Annotated in this window: 21 protein-coding genes and 1 pseudogene; 10 read left to right on the forward strand and 12 right to left on the reverse strand. The window is 71.1% G+C overall.

From position 1 onward, the window contains the following. Positions 1–867 precede the first annotated feature (867 nt). Positions 868–1,680, reverse strand: a complete 813-nt coding sequence (gene ssb / locus ACFY3L_RS07000) for a single-stranded DNA-binding protein (RefSeq protein ID WP_389319533.1) — start codon at positions 1,678–1,680, stop codon at positions 868–870. 153 nt (positions 1,681–1,833) lie between these two features. Beyond that, positions 1,834–2,373 carry a hypothetical protein gene (locus ACFY3L_RS07005; protein ID WP_389319535.1) on the reverse strand — a complete coding sequence of 180 codons (540 nt, stop codon included), beginning with the start codon at positions 2,371–2,373 and terminating at the stop codon, positions 1,834–1,836. 120 nt (positions 2,374–2,493) lie between these two features. Here ACFY3L_RS07005 and ACFY3L_RS07010 point away from each other — a divergent pair, with 120 nt between their 5' ends. From ACFY3L_RS07010 to ACFY3L_RS07030, 5 genes and pseudogenes are all read left to right on the forward strand, one after another. After that, positions 2,494–3,516, forward strand: coding sequence for a cobalamin biosynthesis protein (locus ACFY3L_RS07010; RefSeq protein ID WP_389319537.1), 1,023 nt, complete (start codon positions 2,494–2,496; stop codon positions 3,514–3,516). 311 nt (positions 3,517–3,827) lie between these two features. Further along, positions 3,828–5,420: pseudogene (locus ACFY3L_RS07015) on the forward strand (cobyric acid synthase); the annotation flags it as partial. 185 nt (positions 5,421–5,605) lie between these two features. Beyond that, positions 5,606–6,226: a uridine kinase gene (locus ACFY3L_RS07020; protein ID WP_389319539.1), complete on the forward strand. Its 621-nt coding sequence runs from the start codon at positions 5,606–5,608 to the stop codon at positions 6,224–6,226. Positions 6,227–6,301: 75 nt separating this feature from the next. Continuing rightward, positions 6,302–7,366 carry a M48 family metallopeptidase gene (locus ACFY3L_RS07025; protein WP_389319541.1) on the forward strand — a complete coding sequence of 355 codons (1,065 nt, stop codon included), beginning with the start codon at positions 6,302–6,304 and terminating at the stop codon, positions 7,364–7,366. A 10-nt stretch (positions 7,367–7,376) separates the two neighbouring features. Continuing rightward, positions 7,377–8,738, forward strand: coding sequence for a dipeptidase (locus ACFY3L_RS07030; RefSeq protein WP_389319543.1), 1,362 nt, complete (start codon positions 7,377–7,379; stop codon positions 8,736–8,738). Positions 8,739–8,906: 168 nt separating this feature from the next. Here ACFY3L_RS07030 and ACFY3L_RS07035 read toward each other — a convergent pair whose 3' ends face one another. From ACFY3L_RS07035 to ACFY3L_RS07045, 3 genes are read right to left on the reverse strand one after another with little or no spacing between them, the layout of a single operon-like run. After that, the gene (locus ACFY3L_RS07035) at positions 8,907–9,359 is read right to left on the reverse strand and encodes a response regulator (RefSeq protein WP_389319544.1); all 453 of its coding nucleotides are present in this window, start codon (positions 9,357–9,359) and stop codon (positions 8,907–8,909) included. Further along, positions 9,356–11,032, reverse strand: a complete 1,677-nt coding sequence (locus ACFY3L_RS07040; protein ID WP_389319546.1) for an ATP-binding protein — start codon at positions 11,030–11,032, stop codon at positions 9,356–9,358. The genes ACFY3L_RS07035 and ACFY3L_RS07040 overlap by 4 nt, the downstream gene beginning before the upstream one ends. Beyond that, positions 11,029–12,243 (reverse strand): PP2C family protein-serine/threonine phosphatase, encoded by a 1,215-nt coding sequence (locus ACFY3L_RS07045; RefSeq protein ID WP_389319548.1) that lies wholly within the window; start codon positions 12,241–12,243, stop codon positions 11,029–11,031. Before ACFY3L_RS07045 ends, ACFY3L_RS07040 begins: the two co-directional genes overlap by 4 nt. A 161-nt stretch (positions 12,244–12,404) precedes the next feature. Here ACFY3L_RS07045 and ACFY3L_RS07050 point away from each other — a divergent pair, with 161 nt between their 5' ends. From ACFY3L_RS07050 to ACFY3L_RS07060, 3 genes are all read left to right on the forward strand, one after another. After that, the gene (locus ACFY3L_RS07050; RefSeq protein WP_389319550.1) at positions 12,405–13,973 is read left to right on the forward strand and encodes a Na+/H+ antiporter; all 1,569 of its coding nucleotides are present in this window, start codon (positions 12,405–12,407) and stop codon (positions 13,971–13,973) included. Beyond that, entirely contained in the window at positions 13,970–14,227 is a 258-nt protein-coding gene (locus ACFY3L_RS07055) for a UBP-type zinc finger domain-containing protein (protein ID WP_389319552.1), read from the forward strand. The genes ACFY3L_RS07050 and ACFY3L_RS07055 overlap by 4 nt, the downstream gene beginning before the upstream one ends. Before the next feature lie 170 nt (positions 14,228–14,397). Then, positions 14,398–15,345, forward strand: coding sequence for a DedA family protein (locus tag ACFY3L_RS07060; protein ID WP_389319554.1), 948 nt, complete (start codon positions 14,398–14,400; stop codon positions 15,343–15,345). Positions 15,346–16,859: 1,514 nt separating this feature from the next. Here ACFY3L_RS07060 and ACFY3L_RS07065 read toward each other — a convergent pair. From ACFY3L_RS07065 to ACFY3L_RS07090, 6 genes are all read right to left on the reverse strand, one after another. Next, a complete protein-coding gene (locus ACFY3L_RS07065) occupies positions 16,860–17,957 on the reverse strand; it encodes a hypothetical protein (protein ID WP_389319556.1) in 1,098 nt (365 codons plus the stop codon). 569 nt (positions 17,958–18,526) lie between these two features. Further along, positions 18,527–18,808, reverse strand: a complete 282-nt coding sequence (locus tag ACFY3L_RS07070; RefSeq protein WP_389319558.1) for a YiaA/YiaB family inner membrane protein — start codon at positions 18,806–18,808, stop codon at positions 18,527–18,529. 44 nt (positions 18,809–18,852) lie between these two features. Next, positions 18,853–19,788: an AAA family ATPase gene (locus tag ACFY3L_RS07075; protein ID WP_389319559.1), complete on the reverse strand. Its 936-nt coding sequence runs from the start codon at positions 19,786–19,788 to the stop codon at positions 18,853–18,855. Between the two features lie 249 nt (positions 19,789–20,037). Continuing rightward, positions 20,038–20,481, reverse strand: a complete 444-nt coding sequence (yidD, locus tag ACFY3L_RS07080; protein WP_389319561.1) for a membrane protein insertion efficiency factor YidD — start codon at positions 20,479–20,481, stop codon at positions 20,038–20,040. 246 nt (positions 20,482–20,727) lie between these two features. Next, positions 20,728–21,129, reverse strand: coding sequence for a hypothetical protein (locus ACFY3L_RS07085; RefSeq protein WP_389319563.1), 402 nt, complete (start codon positions 21,127–21,129; stop codon positions 20,728–20,730). A gap of 101 nt (positions 21,130–21,230) precedes the next feature. Next, positions 21,231–22,013 carry a helix-turn-helix domain-containing protein gene (locus ACFY3L_RS07090; RefSeq protein ID WP_389319564.1) on the reverse strand — a complete coding sequence of 261 codons (783 nt, stop codon included), beginning with the start codon at positions 22,011–22,013 and terminating at the stop codon, positions 21,231–21,233. Between the two features lie 87 nt (positions 22,014–22,100). Here ACFY3L_RS07090 and ACFY3L_RS07095 point away from each other — a divergent pair, with 87 nt between their 5' ends. After that, on the forward strand, positions 22,101–22,469 hold the full coding sequence (locus ACFY3L_RS07095; protein WP_389319566.1) for a nuclear transport factor 2 family protein: 369 nt from the start codon (positions 22,101–22,103) through the stop codon (positions 22,467–22,469). On the opposite strand, the gene ACFY3L_RS07100 is transcribed toward ACFY3L_RS07095, so the two are convergent. After that, complete coding sequence (locus ACFY3L_RS07100) at positions 22,434–23,132, reverse strand: permease prefix domain 1-containing protein (RefSeq protein ID WP_389319568.1); 699 nt, start codon at positions 23,130–23,132, stop codon at positions 22,434–22,436. The genes ACFY3L_RS07095 and ACFY3L_RS07100 overlap by 36 nt on opposite strands. Positions 23,133–23,269: 137 nt before the next feature. Between ACFY3L_RS07100 and ACFY3L_RS07105 the strand changes: the two genes are divergently transcribed. Next, the gene (locus tag ACFY3L_RS07105) at positions 23,270–24,733 is read left to right on the forward strand and encodes a multicopper oxidase family protein (RefSeq protein WP_389319569.1); all 1,464 of its coding nucleotides are present in this window, start codon (positions 23,270–23,272) and stop codon (positions 24,731–24,733) included. Positions 24,734–24,847 lie beyond the last annotated feature (114 nt).

Genomic DNA, 24,847 nt, shown 5'->3' on the forward strand with positions numbered 1-24,847 from the left:
TCGGACAGGCTACCGCCTGCAGCGAAGGATTCGCTTGTGGGGAGCCAAATCGACGTTCTCAGGACAACATTCCTCGCCTTCCGACACAAGCGGGTTCCCTTGTCGCGCCGCCCGTTTCGCTCCGGGTGGCGACAGGATCACGCTTCGGGTCGTTCGGACCCTTCCCAAAGGGTCCACCCCACAGCCCACTACCCGCAGCCACTCCACCTGACGCATGCGCGCACTGACGCTGCTCTCCGCCGTGCTCGGCCGGCCCCCGACGGCGCTTGAGACGCTCGCTTCTCCGCACCCCAGGCCGGTCCCGAGCGCCCTCGGCCGGGCTCCGCCCATCCACTGGCCGGGTCGCGACGCGCTTCGCCCGGTCTCGTCCATGCTCTGGCCGGTCCCGCACGCGCTTGGCCTGATCTTGTCCGTGACCCGGCTGGTCCCGGTCGTGCTTGGCCTGGTCTCGCTGACCGCGCTCAGCATCGTGCTCAGGCTGGTCCAAAGCGGTGCGCAAGGCCAGACCCTCGCCAGGTCCGCCTACCGCTGGCCTCACCAGCCAGCCCCTTGCCAGGTCAGCCCACCACCATCCCTAACAGCCAGCCACTCGCCGGTTCCATCCGCGCGACGTGCTCCATCGGCCCGTTCCATGCCTGGTCGACTCATGGCGGTGCTCACCGGTCAGGTCGCTTGCCGCGCCTGCCCGCGCGACAGTCCCCACCGCCAGTTCCCCACCGCGCCGGCCCACGGCCGTGCGCACCGGCCAGGTTGCTCGCCGCGTCCGCCTACGCAGCGCGCTCCTGACCGGTCCGCATGGTCGTTCACGGCGGCGCCGGCGGTGGGTCGTGGCGCCGGATGCCTCGGTGCCGCGACCCACCTGGCCCGTCAGGCGGGAACCGGCACCTTGCCCCGGTTGCGCCGGCGCCGGGCGCCGCTCGGCTCCTCAGGCCCGTCCGCCGAGGTCTCGTCGTCCCCGGCCGAGGACCCTTCGCCCCCGTCGTCCTCCGAGTCGGAAACCGCCGGGGGCTCCGCCGCCTCGGCACCGGTCGTCAGCTCCGCCGCGTTGTCAGGCGCGGTGAAGCCTTCCATCGTGGCGAACGTCGCGCCGTCGAAGGCGGCGCTGATCGCGTTGTCGAGCTCGGTCAGGACGTCCTCCGCGAACGGGTCCCGGTCGGCGTCCGCCGGCTCCGCCATGGTGGTGACGAAGCCGCCGAGCTCGGCGTCGTAGTCGCGCTGCCGCGGCAGTGCGTTGATCGCCGCCACCGGTGTGCTCGGCTGGCCCGCGATGCGGGCGTCCGACAGCTCGTCGTCGATCGAGCTGGTCGCCGTGTTGGCCTTGACCCGGGCGAACTTCGCCCGGCCGCGGGCCAGGTCGTGGCCGACGGAGGTGGCCTCCAGCTCGTACGCCACCCGCTTGGCGTGGTCGTCGGTCTCCCAGTTGCGGCTCGACAGCCTGCCGGTGACGATCACCGGGTCGCCGACGTGGACACTGCGGACCACGTTCTCCGCGAGCTGGCGCCAGCAGGTGACACGCAGCCGGAGCTGGTCGCCGTCGACCCACTGCCCCTCGCTGCGGTCGTAGCGCCGTGTCGTGGCGGCGACCTTGAAGTGCGCGACCATCGCCTTGCTCTCTTCCAGCCGACGGCAGTCAGGCTCGTTGAGCACGTTGCCGACGATGGTCATCGTCGTCTCGTTCATGTCCGTCTCCCTCCCGTGTTAAGGACTCGGGAGGGAGCATCGGTCAGATCGGTCCTGCCCCGCTCGCGGCCGACGCCAGATCTGTGGATAACCGACCGCTTGTGGACAGGCGCGCGTCAGCCCCGATGATCTGCTAAGCGCTGCCCGTACACCTCAGAAGGCCGCATGGGCGAGGTTCGAGGTGAACACTTCCCAGACCCCGCGGCGGCGCACCAGCAACTTGCGCGACAGCAGGTGCGGGTCGCCGGCGAAGAAGATCCTGTCGATCGCGCGCCGGACCTTCGCGAGCCCGGGCGGAGATTGAGAGCCGGTCACGATCACGACGTCCCGCGCCGGCACGCCGACCACGAGCTCACCGGGCACGGCACGCTCCAGACCTGCCCAGAACGGCTCGGCGAGCAGCAGCGTCGAGGCGACCCCGTCGAACTGGAGCATCAGGGCGGGCGGCTGCCCGTGGACCTGCGCGGCACCGAGCCGGTGGTCGAGGTTGTGCGCGGCCTGGCGGCGCAGCATCCGGCGGGGCATCTCCATGCGCTGCAGGTCGGCCCAGGTGACGAGGCGCTGCCCGTACGGCGGACCGTAGCTGTAACCGACCCCGAGGCCACCCAGGAACTCGTCGACCACGGGCGCGTGCACATCCTCGCGACGGATGTCGCGAAGCGGCACGAGAACGGGGAGGAGCATGGGCTGCACGCATGCAAAGTAGGACGCTGACGGATGTGAGACAAGCTCTTGTTTTCGCACCATTTGCTTGCTAGTGCGTCGCCGGGCCGCCGGAAAAAATTGTCGGTGGGGGTCGGTAGTGTCCCGCCCATGGTGATTCGAAGACTCCACGCCGACGCGATCGGGATGTTGCTGGGCGGTGTGCTGGACGCCGTGTTCGGCGATCCGCGCAGGTGGCACCCTGTCGCGGGGTTCGGGCGGTTCGCGGGAGCGGTCGAGCGGCGCACCTATGCCGACGACCGGGCCGCGGGAGCACGGTTCACTCTTGTCGCCGTGGGTGCTCCTGTACTGGTAGCCGCGGCGGCGACCTGGTTGACCAGGCGGAAGCCGATCGCCCGCACGCTGATGGTGGCCGGTGCGACCTGGGCCGCGTTGGGGGGCACGAGCCTCGCGCGGGAGGGACGGGTGATGGCCGACCGGCTCGACGGCGGCGACCTGGAGTCCGCGCGAGCGCAGCTGCCGAACCTGTGCGGGAGGGATCCGTCCGCGCTCGGTGCGCCCGAGCTGGCCCGAGCGACGGTGGAGTCCGTCGCGGAGAACACGTCGGACGCCGTCGTCGGCCCGCTGTTCTGGGGCGCGGTCGCGGGGCTGCCGGGCATCGTCGGGTATCGGGCGGTCAACACCCTGGACGCGATGGTCGGTCACCGGTCGGCTCGGTATGCGAGGTTCGGCACCGCCTCGGCGCGCCTCGACGACCTGGCCAACCTGGTGCCGTCGAGGGTGACGGCGGCGCTGACGGTCGCCGCGGCGCCGGCTGTCGGAGGGCGGCCCGGCGAGGCACTGCGGGTGTGGCTGCGCGACGGAGGCCGGCACCCGAGCCCGAATTCGGGGCAGTGCGAGGCGGCCGCCGCGGGCGCGCTGGGGATTCGGCTGGGCGGCCGCAACGTGTACGGGTCCCGGGTCGAGCACAGGCCGCACCTCGGCGACGGCAGGCCACCCGCCCCGCGTGACGTCCGCCGGGCCGCGACCTTGTCCGTGGTCGTCGGCGCGGCGGCTTTAGGACTCGCGTGCGCGCTCCGGGCAGGCAGCGCGGGCCGCCGCACCGCAAACCGCCGCGCCAAGTCGACCGGTGCCGGGCCGCGGGGCGCGGGCCGGGACGTGGGTGTGGCATGAGTGGTCGGAAGCGAGGCGGAGGGCTGCGCGCCGTGGGTGTGATAGCTGGGCTCGCGGGGTGTACGGGCATGGCGGAGGTGATGGTGTGAGCGACCGGGAGTGGAGTGGGGGGCTGCACGCCGTGGGTACGGCGTCTGGCTCGCGGCGGCACTGGAGCGTGGCGGAGGCGATGGCGTGAGCGACCGGGAGTGGAGCGGAGGGCAGCGGGCCGTGGGTGTGGTGCTTGGTTCGCGCCGGTGCTGGAGCGTGGCGGCGGTGACGGCGTGAGTGGGCTCCTGGTTGCCGGCACGACGTCTGACGCGGGCAAGAGCATGCTCACCGCGGGGATCTGCCGCTGGCTGCGCAGGCGGGGCGTGGACGTCGCTCCGTTCAAGGCGCAGAACATGTCCAACAACTCGGCGATCGCGGTGGACGGTGGTGAGATCGGCCGGGCACAGGCGCTGCAGGCGTATGCGTGCGGGTTGGAGCCGAGCGTCAGGTTCAACCCGGTGCTGCTCAAGCCGGGCTCCGACCGGCAGAGTCAGGTCGTCGTCCTCGGGCAGGCGACGGGGTACATCGGCGCCCGGAACTATCACGAGATCAAGGACCGGCTGCGCGGCACGGTGCTGGAGACGCTGCGCGAGCTGCGGGCCAAGCACGAGGTGGTGATCTGCGAGGGCGCCGGGAGCCCCGCCGAGATCAACCTGAGGGCCGGCGACCTGGCCAACATGGGCCTCGCCCGGGCGGCGGACCTGCCCGTCATCGTGGTCGGCGACATCGACAGGGGAGGGGTGTTCGCCGCGCTGTACGGCACGCTCGCTCTCCTCGACGCCGAGGACCAGGCGCTCGTCTCAGGCTTCGTGATCAACAAGTTCCGCGGGGACTCGGGGCTGCTCCAGCCGGGCGTCGACTCGCTCACGGAGCTGACCGGGCGGCCGACGCTCGGGGTGGTGCCCTGGTCCACCGAGCTGTGGCTCGACGGCGAGGACTCGCTGGCGTATGACGGGCGGGTCCTCGGCCGGCCCGCGGCGCCGCGTGGCGGGCAGTGGCTGCGGGTCGCCGTGGTCCGCCTGCCGAGGGTGTCCAACGCCACCGATGCCGAGGCGTTCGCCGCCGAGCCGGGCGTGCAGGTGCGGCTCACGGTCGAGCCCGCCGACCTCGCCGACGTGGACCTGGTCGTGCTGCCGGGCAGCAAGTCCACTGTGGACGACCTGCAGTGGCTGCGGGAGCGGGGTCTGGCGGACGCGGTGCTGGCCCACGCGGCGTCCGGCCGGCCGGTGCTCGGGATCTGCGGTGGGTTCCAGATGCTGTCCGAGCGGATCTTCGACGACGTGGAGAGCCGCCGCGGCGCGGTGCCGGGGCTGGGGTTGCTGCCGGTGGAGGTCACGTTCGCAGACCGCAAGACCCTCGGACGCGTGGCCGGCACGGGGCTCGGGTCGCAGCCGGTGCGGGGGTACGAGATCCACCATGGGGTGGTGAGCCGGGCGGCGGAAGGCCTGACGCCGTTGATCCGACTGGCCGACGGCACGGGTGAGGGCGTCGTGTCCGGCAATGTGTTCGGCACGCACTGGCACGGAGCGTTCGAGACCGACGGGTTCCGGCGGGCGTTCCTGACCGAGGCCGCGCGCCTGGCCGGTCGGCACGGGTTCCAGGTCGCGCCGGACACGTCGTTCGCGGCGCTGCGGGAGCGGACCGTCGACGTGCTGGGTGACCTGGTCGAGGAGCACCTCGACACGGAGGCGCTGTGGCGGCTGATCGAGGGTGGCGCACCCGGCGGCCTGCCGACCGTCGTCCCAGGCCTGTCGGCGACCGCCCCGAAGACGCCCCGCGACGAGCCCGCGCTGGTGCCGTCCGGCGACGTCCCGAGGTCGCCGGCCGCCGCGACGGACGGGAGCGACGGTGCGACGGACGGCAGGAGCGACGGCGGGACGGACGGCAGGAGCGACGGCGGGACGGACTGCGGGACGGACGGCAGGAGCGAGGGCGGGACGGACGGCAGGAGCGACGACGCGACCGACGGCAAGAGCGACGACGGGACCGACGGCGGGAGCGAGGGTGTGGCCGACGGCGGGACGGAAGGCGGACGTGCCACGGCGGGTCTGGGGGTGTCATGAGCGCCGCCGACAGGGGCATCGGCACGTACAGCGCGCTGGCGAAGGAGATCCTCGGCCGGCAGGCGCGCCTCGGTGAAGTGCGGCTCGTGGCGGTCGACGGACGGGCGGGGTCGGGGAAGACCACGTTCGCGGGACGGCTGGCGCGGGCGTTGCGGCACGCCGGCGTGGACGTCGCCGAGTTGCACACCGACGACTTCCTGGATGGGTGGGCGGAGCTGGAGGCGTGGCGGCCTAGGCTGGAGCGGTGGGTGTTCGCGCCGTTCAAGGCGGGTGAGGACGCGCGATACCGGCGGTACGACTGGGTGCGGGAGCGGCTGCGCGACGAATGGGAGCCGTTACGGCGGCCGGACGTGCTGGTCGTCGAGGGGGTCGGCAGCGCGGGGGTGCAGGACCTGACCCTCGCCGTGTGCGTCCACGCGCCGCGGGAGCTGCGGCTGGAGCGGGGGCTGATCCGCGACGGCGAGGCGTTACGGCCGCAGTGGGAGCGGTGGATGGCCGACGAGGACCGGTTCTTCGGTGAGGGCACGGCGCCGCAGAGCATCGACGTGCACGTCGACGGGGCGCCGGGCGAGGAGCACGACCCGCAGAATGAGTACTTCATCCTCGCGGGCGGGTAGACGGGCGTTGCGCAGGTGCGGGACGATCCGGAAGGCGGCCGGACACGATCCGGATGCGACGGGGAGGCGGAGCGAATGACCACGAACGACGTGCAACGCCGGCGGGTGGTGCTGACCGGGATCAGTTCCCGGGCGTGGGAGCACCCGGCGGACAGGGGCGCCCTGGTGGCGCTGCGGGAGTTGCGCGGGTTCGACGACGCGCTGAAGTCGCTGCACGCCCTGTGGAACGAGCGGGCGTGGCGGCTGGAGTTCCTCGGCAACGCGATCCGCGTCGACCATCGGCAGTTCCCGCGGGTGCACCGGCTGATGGCGGAGGCCGCCGCGTCGCTCGACATCGCCGACCTGCCCGAGCTGTACGTGCACAGCGACCGCTCGATCAACGGCATGTGCATCGGCATGTCGAAGCCGTTCATCGTGATCAACCGGGGCTGCCTGGAACTGCTCGACGACGAGGAGCTGCGCTGCCTGCTCGGGCACGAGCTGGGGCACCTGGTGAGCGGGCACGCGGTGTACCGCACGATGGTGCTGATCCTGACGGACTGGGCGGTGCGGCTCGCGTGGCTGCCGGTCGGGTCGATGGTGCTGCGGGCGATCGTGGCCGCCCTCATGGAGTGGTGGCGCAAGGCCGAGCTGTCCGCGGACCGGGCCGGGCTGCTCGCGTGCCAGGACCCGGCGGCGTCGCTGCGGCTGTCGATGAAGCTGGCCGGCGGCGGTGACCTGTCCGAGGTCGACACGACCGCGTTCCTGGAGCAGGCCGCGGAGTTCGAGCGGGCCGGTGACCTGCGGGACAGCCTGATCAAGATCCGGATGGTGACGGCGCGGTCGCACCCGATGCCGGTGGCGCGCGCCGCCGAGGTCCGGGCGTGGATCGACCGCGGGGAGTACCAGCGCATCCTCGGCGGCGACTATCCGCGTCGCGCCGACGACAAGGACGCGTCGGTCAGCGACGAGATCAAGGCTGCGGCCGCGTCGTACCGGGAGGCGTTCTCACGGTCGCAGGACCCGCTGGTGTCGCTGCTGCGCAAGCTCGGCGACGGGGCGTCGGAGGTCGGCGACTGGGTCGGCGCCGGCGCGGGCAAGATGCGCGGCTGGATGCGCGGAAACGGGTCCAACGGCACAGACGATCAGTCGGCGCAGTAAGTTCCCGGGTATGACAGTGCTCACCGAAGAAGAGCTCCGCGCCGCGATCCGGCGGGAGATGCCAGGGGTCCGCGCCGATCTGGAGCGGCTCGTGCGCATCCCAGGCATCGCGTTCACGGGGTTTGACCACAGCCACGTCGAGCGCTCCGCCGAAGCGGTGGCGGAGCTCCTGCGTGGCGCCGGAATTCCGGATGTGCGGCTGGTCCGGAAGGGTGGGCAGCCGGCGGTGCTGGGTCGCAGGCCCGCGCCGCCCGGAGCGCCGACGGTGCTGCTCTACGCGCACCACGACGTCCAACCGATCGGCGACCGCTCGCAGTGGCTGAGCGAGCCGTTCGAGCCCGAGGAGCGCGACGGCCGCCTGTACGGGCGCGGCACCGCCGACGACAAGGCCGGCGTCATGGCGCACATCGCGGCGCTGCGCGCGTTCGGAGACGACCTGCCGGTCGGCGTGGTGCTGTTCATCGAGGGCGAGGAGGAGTTCGGCTCCGAGTCGCTGGAGGACCTGCTGCGCGAGCACCGCGACGAGATCGCCTCGGACGTGATCGTGATCGCGGACTCGGGCAACTGGGACGTCGGGCAGCCGGCGTTGACGACCGGGCTGCGGGGCATCGTCAACGGGTTCTTCGAGGTGCGGGTGCTCGAGCAGGCCGTGCACAGCGGCATGTTCGGCGGTGCCGTGCCCGACGCGCTGATCACCCTGTCCCGGCTGATCTCGACGCTGCACGACGATGCGGGCGACGTCGTGGTGGAAGGCCTGGTCAGCACGCAGTCGGCGCCGCTGGACTACCCCGAGGACCGGTTCCGCGAGGAGGCCGGCATGATCGACGGGGTTCAGTTCATCGGCAGCGGGCGGCTGGTCGAGCGCCTGTGGACGCGGCCGGCGATCTCGATCCTCGGCATCGACGCGCCGGCCACGGAAGGCGCACCCAACGCGTTGATCCCGGCCGCGAAGGCCAAGTTCAGTGTGCGGATCGCGCCCGGTGACTCGGCGCAGCGGGTGTACGACACGATGGTCGCCCACCTGGAGCGGCACGTGCCCTGGGGCGCGAAGGTGACGGTGACGCTCGAGCAGCTCGGTGAGCCGTGCGTGATCGACGCGACCGGGCCGGTGTACGAGGCGGCCCGCCAGGCGTTCACCGAGGCGTGGGACGGCGTGAGCCCGGTCGACATGGGCGTGGGCGGGTCGATCCCGTTCATCGCGACGTTCCAGGAGATGTTCCCGAAGGCCGCGATCCTGGTCACGGGCGTCGAGGACCCGAGCACCCGGGCGCACGGGCCCAACGAGAGCCTGCACCTGGGCGAGTTCGAGCGGGTCTGCGTCGCCGAGGCCCTGCTGCTGGCGAAGGTGGCCAAGGTCGCAGACGCCGCCTGACGCACTCCGAGCGTTCCGGCCCGGCCGCTGAGCCGGGTCGGAACACCAGCCCGCCCGCCGGCTGGGTCGAACCGCCCAGGTCGCGACGCCGAGCCGGACCACCGCGCCGAAGTGGTGGAGTCGAACGTCAGGCAACAGGGCCGCGGCCCCGAGGGTGGCGAGGTGAGGTCACCCCCGTGGGGGGAGCTTCACGACGCTGACGAAGAACTCGTCGATCTGGCGGACGACGGCGATGAAGCTGTCGAAGTCGACCGGCTTCGTCACGTAGGCGTTCGCGTGCAGGGAGTAGCTGCGCAGGATGTCCTCGTCGGCCTGCGAGGTGGTCAGCACGACCACGGGGATGCGGCGCAGGTCCGGGTCCTCCTTGATGGCCTGCAGGACCTGGCGGCCGTCGACGCGGGGCAGGTTGAGGTCCAGCAGGATGAGGTCGGGCCGGGAGGCGTCCGCGTGCGGGCCCTCGCGGCGCAGGTAGGCCAGGGCCTCCTCGCCGTCCTGGACGACGTTGAGCTTGTTGCGGACCTTGTGCTCCTCGAACGCCTCCTGCGTCATCAGCACGTCGCCCGGGTCGTCCTCAACCAGGAGCACCTCGATGGGCAGGGACGACTCCCTGGGTGCGGTCATTGAACGGACTCCTCAGGCGATGACGAAGACGAAGACGAAGGCGAAGACGAAGACGACGACGAAGGCGAAGACGACGAAGGCGAAGACGACGACGAAGGCGCAGATGACGACGAATGCGCAGGGTCGGCGGGATCAGGCGCGGGGACAGGAAGCGTGAACCGAAACAGCGTACCTTCGGTCTGCGACGGGTCGATCCAGATCCTGCCGCCGTGGTATTCGACGATCTTCTTCGCGATCGCCAGGCCGATGCCGGTGCCGGGGTAGGCGTCCTTCGCGTGGAGGCGCTGGAAGATGACGAAGACCTTGTCGGCGAACTCGGGCTCGATGCCGATGCCGTTGTCCTCGACGCTGAACTCGTACTCCTCGCCGACCTGCCGGCTGTCGATGAGGATGTGCGGGGTGCGGTCGGGGTGGCGGAACTTCAGCGCGTTGCCGATGAGGTTGCTGAAGAGGGCTCCGAGCAGCGGTTCCTCCCCTCGTACGACGGGCAGCTCGACGAAGGTGATCTCCGCACCGGTCGACTCGCGCAGCGACTCGAACTGCTCGGCGGAGTCGACGACGACCTTGTTGAGGTCGACGTCGGAGAAGCCGCTGGTGAGCCGGCCGATGCGGGAGAAGGCGAGCAGGTCGTTGATCAGCCGTTGCATGCGCTGGGCGCCGTCGACGGCGAAGGCGATGTACTGGTCCGCCCGTTCGTCGAGCTGCCTCGCGTACCGACGCTGCAACAGCTGACAGAAGGAGGCGACCTTCCGGAGGGGCTCCTGCAGGTCGTGGGAGGCGACGTAGGCGAACTGCTCGAGGTCGCGGTTGGATCTGGTCAGCTCCGCGGCCTGCTGCTCGAGCATCCGGTTGGCCTCCTCGACCAGCCGGCGTGCTTCGACGACGTCGCGCAGCTCGGTGTTGATCCGCCGGCGCATCGTGTCGACGTCGGCGGCGAGCGCGGCCAGCTCAGGGGGGCCGCCGCCGGTGATCGCGTGGTCGTAGTTGCCGCCCGCGACGATGCGCACCTCGGCGGCGAGCGCGGTCACGGGCTGGGTCACCAGCCGCCGCAGGAGCAGCGCCAGCGCGACGCCCGCGAAGATGATCACGATCCCGGCGAAGACGAGCAGCACGATCAGCACGTTGCCGGTGGACCGGACCTCGGCGCTGACGGTGTCACGACGGGTGGCCAGCCCGCTGCGCAACGCGTCGATCTGGCTCGAGGCCGCGGTGTAGACGGCCCGCGAGGCGTCGGTCGGCGTCGCGCGTTCGGCGCTGGGGCCGTCCGCGCGGGTCTGCGCGATCAACGGTTCGGTGACTTCGCGCCGGAACCGCGAGGTCGCCGCCGCGACGTCCTGGACGGCGCTGAGCAGGGCGGGCTCGTCGGAGAGGAGCCGCTCGGTGGCGGCGAGGATCTTCGTCTCGGACTGCTGCGCGGCCTTGTACGAGTCGAGGTCGCTCTCCCTGCCGGTCAGCAGGAACGTGCGGGCGCTCGTCTGCTGGCGCAGCAGCTGCGAGTTCAGCTGCTCGGTGTTGACCAGCGCGGGCGTGAGCCGGTCCATCACCTTCGTCGTGTCGGCCCGGTTGGCGGCCGCGGTGACGGTGGCGCTGACGGCGATGAGCCCCAGCAGGCCCGCGACGACCGCGCAGAGTGTGATGATCCGGTGCCAGAGCGACCATCCGGTGGGGTTCAACGCGAACTCCTCGGGTCCAGCAGCAGCACGGCGATGTCGTCGGACAGCGGCCCGCCGTTGTGGCCCTCGGCCTGCGCCGCGAGCCAGGCCGGCAGGTCGCGGGGGAGCGCGCGGCCGGGGTCCTTCAGGACGTCGACGATCCCCTCGATGCCGAGGCGTTCGCCGCCGGACGCGTCCGGGGTGGCGCTGCCTTCGATGAGGCCGTCGGTGTACAGCAGGAGCTGCCAGCCGGGCGCACCCAGGCGCACCTCGGTGGCCGGGCGCGGGACGCCGGGCATCACGCCCAGCACGAGCCCTGGCCGTACGGCACACGGCTCCACCCGGTCGCCGGCGATCAGGATCGGGGGCGGGTGGCCGGCGAGACGGATCCGGGCGGTGCCCTCGACCAGGTCGACGGTGGCGACCGCGACCGTGGCGAACAGCTCGTCCGAGCGCCGCTCGCTCACCAGCACCTGCTCCAGCGAGTCCAGGATGTGGTCCTCGGGCACGCCGGCGAGGACCAGCGCCCGCCAGGCGACGCGCAGTGCCACCCCGAGCGGCGCCTCGTCGACGCCGTGCCCGCAGACGTCGCCGATGAGCAGGTGCAGGTGGGTGCCGTCGGCGCCGATCGCGTCGAAGAAGTCGCCGCCGAGCAGCCCCCGGTCGCGGCCGGGCCGGTAGATGGACCACAGGTCCGCCTGTACACCCGCCATGATCGGTTTGGGCAGCAGGCCGCGCTCGAGCCGGGCCGACTCCGCCTGCCGCAGCTCCGACTCGCGCAGCAGCTGGGCCTGCTCGTCGGCCCGCTTGCGTTCGACCGCGTATCGGACGGCCCGCGACAGACCCGTGCCGTCGACGGCGCCCTTGACGAGATAGTCCTGTGCGCCCTCGGCGACCGCCGCCGTGCCCAGGTGCTCGTCCTCCAGGCCGGTGAGCACGCACACCGCGACCCGGCCGGCGTCGTGCAGCACCTGCCGCAGCCCGTCCAGGCCGCTCGCGTCGGGCAGCCCGAGGTCGAGCAGCACGCAGTGCACCTCGCGCAGCAGCGGCCGGGCCTCCCGCATCGTCTGCGCCACCCTGACGTCGAACGGGGCGTCGGCCTCCGCGAGCAGCTCCTGGACCAGGAACGCGTCGCCGGGGTCGTCCTCGACGAGCAGCACCCGGATGCGCTCGCCCGCGTGCAGGCCGAGGCGCCGGTTGCGCAGATCAGCCGTTGTGCCGACGTCAGGCATGCGCACACCCTCCCGGTGGGTGGGCTAGTTGTCGCGCGGCACACATGGGGACGATCCTTCCCTACCTGACGACTTGGTGCACGTGCGGGGCAGTGTCTCAGCCGTAGTGGCCGCCGTCACTACATGTCCGCTGCGTCCTACCTGTGGATAGGCTTCGCGGCGTGCACGGGCTCGAGAACATCGTCGGACTGATCGCTGTCGTCGTCGCCACCTCCGTGGTGGCCCGGCGCATCGGTGTGCTGTCACCCATCCTGCTGGTGCTGGTCGGGATCGGGATCTCCTTCATTCCCGGGGTGCTGGAGATCGAGCTGGACCCGGAGATGGTGCTGCTCGGGATCCTGCCGCCCATCCTGTACGTGGCAGCGCTGGAGACCTCGGTTCCCGCGTTCCGCTTCAATCTTCGCCCGATCCTGCTGCTCGCGGTCGGACTGGTCCTCTTCACCGCCGCGGCCGTCGGCTTCACGCTCCACGCGCTCCTGCCGCAGGTGCCCCTGGCCATGTGCTTCGCGCTCGGTGCCGTCGTCGCGCCGCCCGACGCCGTCGCGGCCACCGCTGTCGCCCGCCGCATCGGCCTGCCGCGGCGGATCGTCACCGTGCTGGAGGGCGAGAGCCTCATCAACGACGCGACCGCCCTCGTCACGCTGCGGGTGGCGGTCGCCGCGGCGGTCGGCGAGGCCGTCGACGCCTGGTCGATCACCCGGACGGCGTCGATCGCCGTGCTCGGCGGTGTCGGCATCGGCATCATCGGCGGCATCGTCCTCGGGTTCGTGCACAAGAAGATCGAGAACCCGCTCATCGACAACGCGATCTCGCTGCTCACGCCGTGGGTGGTGTTCCTGCCGGCGGAGAGCATCCACGCCTCCGGCGTCGTCGCGGTCGTCGTCACCGGCCTCGCGCTCGGCCATAAGATGCCGACACTCATGTCCGCGGCCTCCCGGCTGCAGATGGACGCTTTCTGGCGGATGGTGAAGTTCCTCCTCGAAGGGGCGGTCTTCCTCCTCGTCGGCCTGCAACTGCGTGCGCTCATCGAGCAGGTCGAGCGGTCGTTCTGGTTCACGATCGGCTGCCTCGCCGCGGTCGTCGGGGTCGTGATCATCGCCCGGATCGTGTGGCTGTTCCCCACCGTGTACCTCGCCCGGCTGATCCCACGGGTCCGCCGCCGCGACCCAGCGCCCACGTTCGCGGCGCCCGCGGTCATCTCCTGGGCCGGCATGCGCGGCGCGGTGACCCTCGCCGCGGCGCTCTCGCTGCCGTCAGCGCAGCAGGCCGGCGCCTATCCGCGCGGACTCTTCGTGATCATGGCCTTCGGGGTGATCGTGGCGACGCTGGTGCTGCAGGGCGCGACCCTGCCGACCGTGGCGCGCTGGCTGAAGGTCCCCGGCGACGACCAGAAGGAGGACGCGCTCGCCGAGGCGTCGGTGCAGCACGAGGCGAGCCGGGCCGGCAAGGCCCGCCTGGAGGAGGTCGCCGACGACGCGCCCGACGGGGTCGTCGAGCGGCTGCGGCAGGTGGCGCTCAGCCGCTCCAACCTCGCCTGGGAGCGTCTCGGCCGATCCGACCGGGAAACGCCGTCCGCCGCGTACGCTCGCCTGCGGCGCGAGATGCTGAACGCCGAGCGTGAGGTCTTCCGGCGGGCCCGCGACACCGGCAAGATCCCCGAGGAGACGCTGCGCCAGGCGCAGCGCGACATGGACCTGGAAGAGTCACTGCTGGAGCGAGGAGATCTGTGACCTGCCCCCACATCGAAGCCGCGGAGAAGCTGGACGTCCCGGAGGTCGAGGGATGCCCGGAATGTATCGAGATGGGCTTCACTGACTGGGTTCACCTGCGCCAGTGCCTCACCTGCGGGCACGTCGCGTGCTGCGACTCATCCCCGCGCCGGCACGCCACGCAGCACTTCCTCACCACCCACCACCCGGTCATGTGCTCGATCGAGCCCGGCGAGTTCTGGCGCTGGTGTTACCTGGACGAGACCATCGGCTAGCTTTTCCCGCCCTTCCTACCTGCGGGTATGCGTTTCTCAGCGGTTTCTAAGGAGACGCCCGACACAATCATCATCAGTTGGGCATGGAATGGGGCGCATTCGTGTTGCCATGGTCAACGGGGAATGGTCGACTGACGACGGGGTAGGGGGCGGACCATGGTGAGCGGGACATGGTAGACGCGGTCATGGACCTGGTGGCAGCTCCCGGCGTCCTGTACGGCACGATTCTCGTCCTACTCACCGTCGATGCGTTCATCCCCGTCGTCCCGGCCCAGGCCCTGATGATCGGCGGCGGCATCCTCTCCACCACCGGCCACGTCCAGCTCCTGCTGCTCGTCGCCGCGGGCGCCCTCGGCGCGGTCTCCGGCGACATCCTGGCGTTCCTGCTCGGCCGCCGCCTGGCCCGCCGCGACGCCGGCACTCCCGACCGCCTGGCCCGCCGCAAGCCCAGGGCGATCACCCTGCGCCTCAACGAAGCCATGCGCAAGCACATCTTCCTGGCCGTCCTCCTGTGCCGCTTCGTCCCGGCCGGCCGCATGATCACCGCCATCTACGCCGGCCGCAACGGCATGTCGACCCGCCGTTTCGCCTCGTACGACGTCGTCGCCGCCACCCTCTGGGCCACCTACGGCGCCCTCCTCGGCCACTTCGGCGGCGAGGCCATCGCCGACTCGTCCTGGCTCCCCCTGGTCCTGGTGGCCGCCGCCGCGCTGCTCTTCCTCGCCGGCGCCCCGCTGCTCGGCTTCATCGGCCGCCTCCGCCGCCGCTCCGCTCCCGTCCCGGCTCTCGCGCTGGCGTCTGCCGGGTCCGCGCCGGCGGCCCCCGCAGCGATGGCGGCAGGATCGGACCGGGCAGACGCCAAGGACTTCACCAACCCCCGCCGCTCATTCGTGGGCGCGGGCCTGGCGAAGGTCGGACTGGTCGCGCGCGCCGCCGGTGGCATGCCTGTCGTCGCCACCGCTCCCCAGCCCGTTCGCCGCCGCTGCCGCCGGTCCGCCGTCGAGACCCTGGCCGCCGCCGAGCCGTTGGCCGCCATCGAGGTCCTGGTCGCCGCCGAAGCCGTCGCCGCCGCCGAGTCGGTCGTGGTCCAGGTCAACGGCCTGCAGAACGCCAGCTGACCCCTCCGCCGTCGGGCCCCGGTCGCGGGGCCTGCATGGTCTCGGTTCGCTGATTCCCGGCGTCCACGTGCGGGTTCGCCGATCCGTGTGGGATTTCGCAGTGGCAGGCCAGCGCGGTGGGTGGGTCCTTCCCGCCCGGCCTGGGGCCGGCGCCAGGTGCCGTGGTTGCGGTCCGTGCCGTGGTCGCGGTGATGTTCCCCGGCCGCCGTCCTCGCATGATCCAGCGCTGTCGAGGGCGTCATTCGGTGCTTGTTGGCTTCACAAACCAGCCGTCGTCGCAGCACCGTCCGCGCGTTCATAGTTCCCCTTCGGAGCGATCGCGGTCGTGGCCTTCGATGATCGAAGTCGTCTGGTGGTCGTGCGGATGGCCAGGGCTGTCCTTCGATCATGGCGATGGCGAGGGTATCGGCTGCTGACCGCGGCGCCGCGCTCGCCGGGCGTGGTTCTGGTGGTTGCTGTCCGCGTGCGGGTTCGCCGATCCGTGTGGGATTTCGCAGTGGCAGGCCAGCGCGGTGGGTGGGTTCGTTCCGCCCGGCCTGGGGCCGGGCGCCAGGTGGCGTGGTTGCCGTGCGTGCCGTGGTAGCGGTGATGTTCCCCGGCCGCCGTCCTCGCATGATCCAGCGCCGTCGAGGGCGTCATTCGGTGCTTGTTGGCTTCACAAACCAGCCCTCGTCGCAGCACCGTCCGCGCGTTCGTAGTTCCCCTTGGAGCGATCGTGGTCGTGGCCTTCGATGATCGAAGTCGTCTGGTGGTCGTGCGGATGGCCAGGGCTGTCCTTCGATCACGGTGATGGCGAGGGTGCTCGGCTGAGAGACCGGCGTTCGCTGTCCCAGTGGCCTTGTCCGTGTACGGAGGGAGCATGCGTCTTTCGTACGGACCTGGGAGTCGGGCGCCAGGTGGCGTGGTTAGCGTCCGTGCCGTGGTTGCGGTGATGTTCCCCGGCCGCCGTCCTCACATGGTCCAGCGCCGTCGTTGGATTCACGAACCAGTGCAACGCGCTCTCGTCGCAGCACCGTCCCTGCCGTCGTAGTTCCCCTTGGAGCGATCGTGGTCGTGGCCTTCGATGATCGAAGTCGTCTGGTGGTCGTCCGGGCGGCCAGGGCTGTCCTTCGATCACGGTGATGGCGAGGGTGCTCGGCTGAGAGACCGGCGTTCGCTGTCCCGGTGATGTCCGTGTGCGGAGGGAGCGTGGGTCTTCCGCAGGGGGCTGGGGGCGGGCGCCAGGTGGCGTGGTCGCGGTGGCGTTCCCCGGGCGCCGTTCTCGGATGGTTCAGCGCCGTCGAGGGCGTCGTTCGGTGCCTCCACACCGTCACAACCGGTGCATGCCGCTCCGGCGGCTGGCGCTGCGCTCGCCGTCGTTGGTTCATGACCAGCGCAACAGGCCCGGTCGCTGACGTCGCGCGGATGGGGTTGCTGTCCGCTTGCGGGGCGCCGGATGCGTATGGGAACGGACGAAAGGCAGGGGCGCGGTGCCGGAGGATGGCGCCGCGCCCCTGCCTGATGGTCCCGCCAGGTCACATCTTGATCTGCTGACCGTTGTCGTTCCAGGTGTTGTTGCTCCACTGGGGGAGCTGGGACGCCTGGAAGGCCTGGGTGCCGTAGTAGCCGCCCTTGGGCCAGAAGCCGCCGCCGGACTGGCGCATGAACTTGTTGTTCGTGACCTTGCCGTTCGTGATCTTGTAGTTGGCGTCGTACCAGTAGAACGAGTAGCCGCCGCCGTTCATGAGGTTGCTGTCGACCACGACGTCGTTGATGGAGCCGATGTCGGCCTTCAGCAGGATGCACGACGTCTGGGTGTGCTGGTTCTCCAGGCGGTTGTGCAGGATGCGGATGTAGATGGCGTTCGTCGACTGGATGACGTCGTTGTGCTGGGCGGAGCCGGTGCCGCCCGGGTCGTGCAGCCAGGAGTCCTGGACCGTGCCGCGGCCGTCGATGCGCAGGATGTCGCCGGAGCCGTGGGCATTGACCCGCAGCAGGGTGAAGCCGGTGCGGCCGATGAGCGCGATACCACCGGTCGACGCGTCCTTGAGCTGGCCGTCGATCTCGGTGTCCTCGATGCGCAGGTTGGCGTTGTCGTCGGTGGAGGTCACGGCCTGCACGTTGGCCACGCGGATCCGGCTGTTGCGGATCGTCACGTTCTTGGCCTTGATCTCCAGGTGGCCGTTGATGTCCTTGCCGTCGATGACGGTGCCGGCGACCGTGATGGTCATGGGGCCGGTGTACGGCGTCAGCGTCACCTTCTTGCGGGTGTCGCCCGGCAGGCCCTGCGGGTAGCCGGTGTTGTTCGCGGCCGGGTACCCGGCGACCGTGTACGTCGCGGGCACGCCGCCGCCGGTACCGGGCGCGGGCGGCTTGGCGCTGGTGGAGGTGCTGGCGCTCTTCGACGGCGACGCCACGGGGCTGGCGGAGGTCGACGGTGCGGTGCCCGTGCCGGCCGTGGCCGAGCCGGTGGGCTGCGCGGCACTCGCCGAGGGGCGGGGCGCTGAGCCGGTCGCCGGCAGGTCCTTGCAGGCGGTCAGCGCGCCGGTGGCGAAGAGTGCCACGGCGGCGACGCCCACGCTCGTGCGGCGTAACGGGCGGCGGTTGATGGAAGCGTTGTCGTGCGTGCTCATGTGCTGGGAATCCTCCCGGATCAGTCGACATCCGTCAGTCGACGCGGCCTCAGGCCTGTCGGAGCTTTTCGGCGTGAATGGTCGGTTGGTGATTCCGCTCCTTACCTTCGACTGCATTATGTACCGCGAGAAACCGGGCGTGACTCATTTTCGGCAATGCCGTCAAGATCGGCACTCGGTATGTCGCTCACAACCTTGCGTAACTGTTTGCCGGGTCGAAGCATGCCACGGTTCGCCGGGGGAGTGAAACCCTCCGGAGTGCCGTCGTGGCAACCTTTGGCATTCTTAAGTCATGCCTAAGAAATAGTACGACTGAAAAGCGGCACGATAGCCCCGGATCGGGCATATCGACAGACGCCGAGAGTGGTCCAGGTCACTCGATCGTGCGTGCGCTTGAGATGGCGGTCGTCAAGGTCGCCGCGTTGCGGTGAACCATACAACCGCTGAGCCGTCTGGCCTAGTCGTGCGGGGTGTGACTTAGCCGATCATCCATGCGTCAGCGCCCCGGCCGGCGACCGGAGCGCTGGTAAAGCTGATAAAGCTGATAAGTCCGAAAAGTTGGACAGGAGCTAAGCGCGGAACGGATCGTGATCGGTCAGCAGCTTGTCCAGGCGCGCCTGATCGACCCGCTGGACGACGCCCGTGGACTCCTGGTGGTCGCGGACGCACTTGGCAAGGGTGAACGCCGACGTGACGGTGTAGAGCAACCCGATGGCGAGAAACGCGCGCATCCACTGGTTGACCGGCAGATAGGCGATGCCGATACCGAGGCCGACCACCGCGACCCCGAACGAGACCGCGGACTGCAGGAAGAACGCCGTGGTGGTCTTCGTGGGCACTGGTGTTGTCATGCGGACGAGTCTCGTCCGCACCACGGCGAAAGGCCTGAGTAGGCCTACTCAACCAGGGCAGGTACCGGAAGCTCGATCTTGTGGGCATGCTGCCACGCCGCGACCACCTCGTCGGTGACGTGCACCCGGAAGTAGTCGTTGGCGCTCAGCCGCGCGGTCACCGGCTCCTCGCCCTCCGCCAGCAGGCTGGCCGGCACGAGACGGAACTCGTTCTGCACGGCGGCGCTGAGCCGGCGGTGGCCGTCGATGACGTAGTAGTCCGGCCCGGAGTGCCCGATCGTCAGCGGCTCCAGCGCCTCCGGCCCGGCGTCGCCGATCGAGGCGACGAAGGCGCCGTCCACCGAGTCCAGGGAGTCGACCGGACGGGTCGGGTAGATCCGCATCGGGTCCAGCAGCAGCAGCGGCGGCCGCTCGCGCAGGATGTCGCCGCCGAGGCGGCCCTCGAAGGCGTCCACGATCATCGCGACGATGTCGTCCGGCCGCGCCCGCGTGCTGTCGCAGACCAGGTCGTAGTTGCGCAGGCGCAGCTTGTCGGCGCCATACCGGGTCAGGAACCGCACCCGCTCGCTCTCGCTGCGCCCGTGCAGGCGCTCCTTGGCCTCCTCCAGCGTCGCGTAGCGCTCCACCTCGCTGTGCGGGCGGGCGAGCACGCGGCGGGCCGCCTCGTTGGGCTCGGTGATGAGGTGCACCTTGAACGCGTCGTGGAAGAAGAACCACGCGAGCCGGCTGTCGACGATGAGCTGCTCGCCGGACTTGGCGATGTTGCTCTGCAGCTCGTCCACGGCGCTGTCGATCGCGTCGTCGAGCTCGGCGTGGAGGTTGAGCTGGAGCGCGGTCATGCCGCGTTCCTCGGCCATCTGCCGGTACATGTCGCCGACGCTGATGCGCCGCAGTCCGAGCCGGCCGGCGAGCTCCACCGAAACGGTGCTCTTGCCACTGCCGAGGTCGCCGTTGATGACGACGGACCGGTGATTGCTCATGCGCAACTCTCTAGGTAGACCCGCGGGGCAGTCCAGGTCAGGAGCCTAACACGCCCACGTTGCGCGCTTTTCAAGGCGTCAGCGGCCGCATTCCGAAATGCATTCTGATTGTCCATGGAATCGGCCGCACCGTTCGAGCACCCGGATCAGTTCCGGTTCCGGGGTTTCGCCGGTGTACGACGAAACCTCCGCCTCCGGATATGGCAGCACCCTCGGATCGCCTGTCGTCGTCGGGCCGGGCGGCGCGGTTTACGGCACGGGGTCCTTGGTGCCGTGCGGGGTCGACGGGTTGCAGCGCCGGATGCGGGCCGCGGTCAGCCGGGAGCCCTCGACGAGCCCGTACCGCTGGACGGCCTGCAACCCGTAGTCGCTGCAGGTCGGGAAGTGCCGGCAGTGGGTCGGCAGGTGCGGCGACAGCCAGCGCTGGTAGCCGCGGATCGCGGCGACGCCCGCGCGGCCGGGGCCGGTCGTGGTGCGGCGCGGTGCCCGCCGGGGTGCGGCGATCGCCATCAGGCTGAGCAGCGAGCCGAGCATGAACGGGTTGCAGTCGCAGCCGTCGCAGTCGCACCCGTCGCCGCTGTCGCGGTTGCGGCGGCGCTGCTGGTTGTTGTTCTGCTGCTGTTGCTGCCTGCGGCGGCGGTCGCGGCGGTGCCGCCAGATCGCCACGGCGTCGCCGATCCCGATTCGCGCCATGGAGGGAATTGTCTGGTCGATCGTCCGTGTGATCAAGGTTTCTTACCGTATGAACACCAAAACGCACCCTGATGGCCGACTTCGTTCGGGCGGCCGGGAATGTCCGGACAGTCCCGGACACCCGAACGAAGTCGAACAACCGAGTGCGTAGATGGTCTGTGCAGCTCTGGTGGGTCGCCGGCCCCAGGGGCTGAACCAGGGCCGGCGCGGTCAACCACACCGTCAGGAGCTTCTGCCGTGCGGAGGTCAGCTGCCCGCGATGGCCGGGCCGCCGCCGGTGTGCAGCTCGGTCGCCGAACCGAACGCGCTGTCCAGGCGGGCCTGCAGGGCCTCGAGCTCGTGGAACTCGCTCGAGGACGCCGACTCGGAGCCCTCGGCGGCGAAGACGTGGTCGGTCTCGGCGGCGGAGTGGTCGTAGGAGGTGAAGTCCGACTCCTGGTACGTCGCGCCGCTCGCGTCGGTGTACGACACCTGGTGGCCCTGGTCGAAGCTGGTGCTCTCGGCCGAGGCGTGGTCCTGCTCGTACACGCCGAACTGCGAGTCGTAGTTGCTCTCGCTGGCGTCGACCTGGTGCAGCTGGTCCAGCGCCTCGTGGTTCTCGCCGGTCTCGACGTGACCGAAGTCGGTGCCGCCGTCGTAGTCGCTCATCTGGTGCTCCTTCTGGTGTGGGAAGTTCTTCGGTGTGGCCTTGCGATGCATATGACGTTACGGCCGGCCGCACTCCCACGAATCCCAGAAACGTGCCACCGTCACGCGGCCCCGAGCGCCGTGCCGAGCGCGGCGGCGGTGGCGGCGTCGGCGGGGAAGAACGACTCGATGGCGAGCTCGGCGACGGTCACGTCCAGCGGCGAGCCGAACACCGCGGTGATGCTGAAGAACCGCAGCTCGACGCCGTCCTGGCGGATCCGCAGCGGCACCACGACGTCGTGCGCGGCGGGTGTCACCGGAGCCGCGTCGTCGCCCGGGTACGCCGACAGCTCCGCGAGCAGGTCGGACAGCGCCGGGTCGCCGGTGGCCCGGGCCTGGCGGTCCAGCCGGCCCAGCAGGTGCGCCCGCCACTCGCCGAGGTTGACGATCCGCGGCGCGAGCCCGTCCGGGTGCAGGGACAGGCGCAGCACGTTGACCGGCGGCTTCAGCAGCTCCGGCGCCGCCCCGGCGACCAGCCGCTCGACGGGCGCGTTGGCGTCGAGCATCGTCCACCGCCGGTCCACCACCACGGCCGGGAACGGCTCGTGCCCGGCCAGCACCTGCCGCAGCGACGCCCGCACCGCCCGCAGCTGCGGCGCGTCGAGCCCGCCCTCCGGGTACGCGGGGGCGTAGCCGCCGGCGAGCAGCAGCGCGTTGCGGTCCCGCAGCGGCACGTCCAGGTGCTCGGTGAGGCGCAGGATCATCGAGCTCGTCGGCCTGGAGCGGCCCGTCTCCACGAAGCTCAGGTGCCGGGTCGAGATCTCCGCCTGGATCGACAGCTCCAGCTGGCTCAGCCTGCGCCGCTCCCGCCATTCCCGGAGCAGCACCCCCACAGGTTGCGTCATGCCGCGATGGTACGAACCGGGACGGAAGCGTGGCCATTACCTCCCGGGGAATCGACCCGGGCCGCCGGCGTCGGCAGGCTGAACGGCATGAGCGACTACGAGAGCATCGTCAAGCGGTACATCGAGGTGTGGAACGAGACGGACCCGCAGGCCCGCCGGGTGGCGATCGACGCGCTGTTCACCGAGGACGTGACGTTCGTCGACCCGATGGCGGCGGCCCGCGGCCAGTCGGAGATCGACTGGCTGATCGGCGGCGTGCAGGCCCAGTTCCCGGGCTTCGTCATCACCCCGCTCGGCGCCGTCGACGGCCACCACGACCAGGCGCGGTTCGGCTGGGAGATGGGCCTGCCGGGGCAGGAGGCGCCGGTCGCCGGCTTCGACGTGGTCACGATCGCCGCGGACGGCCGGATCAACCAGGTCCTAGGCTTCCTGGACCGGGTGCCGGCCCAGGGCTGACCGCGTCGGGGCGGCGGCGCGCAGGCAGCGCAGCCCCGAGTACACCATCCACACCGGCGTCGCGGTGGTGACGACCGCCGCGGCGAGCGCCGGCGGGGACAGGCTGGCGGACGCCGCGGCGTGCCAGGTGGGGCTCAGCGTCGACAGGGCCGCCCCGCCGAGCACGAAGAACGCGCAGACGGCGATCGCCGCCATCCCCGTCGCGCGGACGAAGCCGCTGCCGACGCTGACGTAGCGGCTGCCGGCTCCGCAGGCCACGGCGGCGAGCAGGCCGAGGAGCACGACGGCGTAGCCGGCGTAGTCGACGGTGTGGGCGAGCAGCATGTAGCCGCGGCTGGGCTGCCACGACCAGCCGGGGGCCGCGGACCGCCACGCCACCTCGGAGATCACCTGCTGGGCGGCGACGGCGCCGGCGACGAGGAGGGCGGTCCGGCGGCCCTGCAGCAGCGCCAGCTCGCGCTGGTAGTCCGGGGCGAGCTCGCGGACCGTGCCGAACTCGTCGACGGCCAGCCGCGCCGCGGCCGGGGCGGGCAGGCCGGTCGACTCGTGGTGCGCGGCGGCGTCGTGCAGGCTGTCGCGCACCTCGGTCAGCAGCTCCCGCTTCGCGGCGCGCGGGCCGCGAAGTGCCGCGCCGAGCGAGGTCACGTACGCGTCGATAACCACCCGCCAAGTATCGCGGAGCCCGGGACGGTGCGATTGGGGGTTGTCCCTGAGGTTTTCCCCGATGTGGGGGCCGCCGTGAGCAGCGAAGCTACATGTAGCACAGCTACTTATGACGGCGAACGGCGAAGGGGACGACGGTGCGCAAGTGGCTTCTCGGTGGGCTGGGCCTGCTGCTCCTGCTCTGCGGGGGTGGCGTCGCGGTCGTCACCTGGCTCGTGTCCGGCACGGCCGTGGACACCGTGGGCAAGGTCGCGTTCGACCGGCCGCTCAAGATCCCGCCGCTCGCGGCGTCGACCGTCGGCGCGGACGGCACGCGGGTCTTCGATCTCACCGCGCAGCCCGGCGCTAGCGACCTCGGCCACGGCGCGAACACCCGCACCTGGGGGTACAACGGCGGCTACCTCGGCCCGACCCTGCGGGCCGGGCGCGGCGAGCGGGTCGCGGTCAACGTGCACAACCGGCTCAACGAGCCGACGACCGTGCACTGGCACGGGATGCACCTGCCGGCGAAGGTCGACGGCGGGCCGCACCACCCGATCCCGCCCGGCGGCGACTACCAGGCCGCGTGGACGGTCGACCAGCCGGCGGCGACGCTCTGGTACCACCCGCACCCCAGCGACCGCACCGAGCGGCAGGTCTACCGCGGCCTCGCCGGCCTGTTCATCCTGGACGACGACCAGGGGCCGGACGGGCTGCCGCACGAGTACGGCGTCGACGACGTCCCGGTCGTCGTGCAGGACAAGGGGTTCGACGGTGACCAGCTGAGCATGAACGACCGGTTCGGCAGCGACGTGGGCATCCTCGGCGACCAGATCCTCGTCAACGGCACCCCGGGCCCGTTCCTGGACGTGCGGACCACGCTGGTGCGCCTGCGGCTGCTCAACGCGTCGACGGCGCGGGTGTACGACTTCGCGATGTCCGACGCCCGCCCGCTCACGATGATCGGCACGGACGGCGGGCTGCTCGCCGCGCCCTACAGCACCGACCACGTGCGGCTGTCGGTGGGGGAGCGGGCCGAGGTCGTCGTCGCGATGCGGCCGGGGGAGCGGGTCGAGCTGCGCAGCCGGGCGACCGGCCTCGGCAGGTTCCACGGCGGCCGCGACACGTTCGACGTGCTGCAGTTGCGGGCGGCGGGCGACCTGAAGGCCGCGACCCTGCCGGCGAAGCTCGCCGACGTCCAGCGGCTTGACCCGAAGCTGGCGGCGCAACGGCGGACCTTCACGTTCCAGGGGCGCGGGATCAACGGCGACGGGATGGACATGGACCGGGTGGACGCCGTCGTCGTCAAGGACACCACCGAGGTCTGGACCGTCGCCAACGGGCACGACACCCCACACAGCTTCCACATCCACGACGTGCAGTTCCAGGTGCTGTCGGTCAACGGCGGCGCGCCCCCGCCGGAGCTCGGCGGCTGGAAGGACACCCTGTTCCTGGAGCCCGGCAGGCGTTACTCGGTGATCGCCGCGTTCGCCGACTACGCCGACCCGACGACGGCGTACATGTTCCACTGCCACGTCCTGCGGCACGAGGACGAGGGGATGATGGGCCAGTTCGTGGTGGTCGAGCACGCGGGCGACAAGCCGAGGCTGGGCCACAACTGAGGCAGGCGGACAAGCGAGGTGCCGGGCCCCCCGTGGCGGCGCGGGGCCCGGCACGTCTCGCAGGCGCGTCCGTCGTCCCCGTGTGCGCCGCCGCCGGGCCCGCGGCGGCGGTCC

The sequence above is a fragment of the Dactylosporangium sp. NPDC000521 genome (assembly GCF_042898305.1).
GTDB lineage: Bacteria > Actinomycetota > Actinomycetes > Mycobacteriales > Micromonosporaceae > Dactylosporangium.

Coding starts and splice junctions, on each gene's coding strand:
- ACFY3L_RS07095 (WP_389319566.1), top strand. CDS start 22,101: ATGAGCGACTACGAGAGCATCGTCAAGCGGTACATCGAGGTGTGGAAC.
- ssb (WP_389319533.1), bottom strand. CDS start 1,680: ATGAACGAGACGACGATGACCATCGTCGGCAACGTGCTCAACGAGCCT.
- ACFY3L_RS07020 (WP_389319539.1), top strand. CDS start 5,606: ATGAGCGCCGCCGACAGGGGCATCGGCACGTACAGCGCGCTGGCGAAG.
- ACFY3L_RS07060 (WP_389319554.1), top strand. CDS start 14,398: ATGGTAGACGCGGTCATGGACCTGGTGGCAGCTCCCGGCGTCCTGTAC.
- ACFY3L_RS07070 (WP_389319558.1), bottom strand. CDS start 18,808: ATGACAACACCAGTGCCCACGAAGACCACCACGGCGTTCTTCCTGCAG.
- ACFY3L_RS07045 (WP_389319548.1), bottom strand. CDS start 12,243: ATGCCTGACGTCGGCACAACGGCTGATCTGCGCAACCGGCGCCTCGGC.
- ACFY3L_RS07085 (WP_389319563.1), bottom strand. CDS start 21,129: ATGAGCGACTACGACGGCGGCACCGACTTCGGTCACGTCGAGACCGGC.
- ACFY3L_RS07090 (WP_389319564.1), bottom strand. CDS start 22,013: ATGACGCAACCTGTGGGGGTGCTGCTCCGGGAATGGCGGGAGCGGCGC.
- ACFY3L_RS07075 (WP_389319559.1), bottom strand. CDS start 19,788: ATGAGCAATCACCGGTCCGTCGTCATCAACGGCGACCTCGGCAGTGGC.
- ACFY3L_RS07065 (WP_389319556.1), bottom strand. CDS start 17,957: ATGAGCACGCACGACAACGCTTCCATCAACCGCCGCCCGTTACGCCGC.
- ACFY3L_RS07030 (WP_389319543.1), top strand. CDS start 7,377: ATGACAGTGCTCACCGAAGAAGAGCTCCGCGCCGCGATCCGGCGGGAG.
- ACFY3L_RS07035 (WP_389319544.1), bottom strand. CDS start 9,359: ATGACCGCACCCAGGGAGTCGTCCCTGCCCATCGAGGTGCTCCTGGTT.
- ACFY3L_RS07010 (WP_389319537.1), top strand. CDS start 2,494: ATGGTGATTCGAAGACTCCACGCCGACGCGATCGGGATGTTGCTGGGC.
- ACFY3L_RS07025 (WP_389319541.1), top strand. CDS start 6,302: ATGACCACGAACGACGTGCAACGCCGGCGGGTGGTGCTGACCGGGATC.
- yidD (WP_389319561.1), bottom strand. CDS start 20,481: ATGGCGCGAATCGGGATCGGCGACGCCGTGGCGATCTGGCGGCACCGC.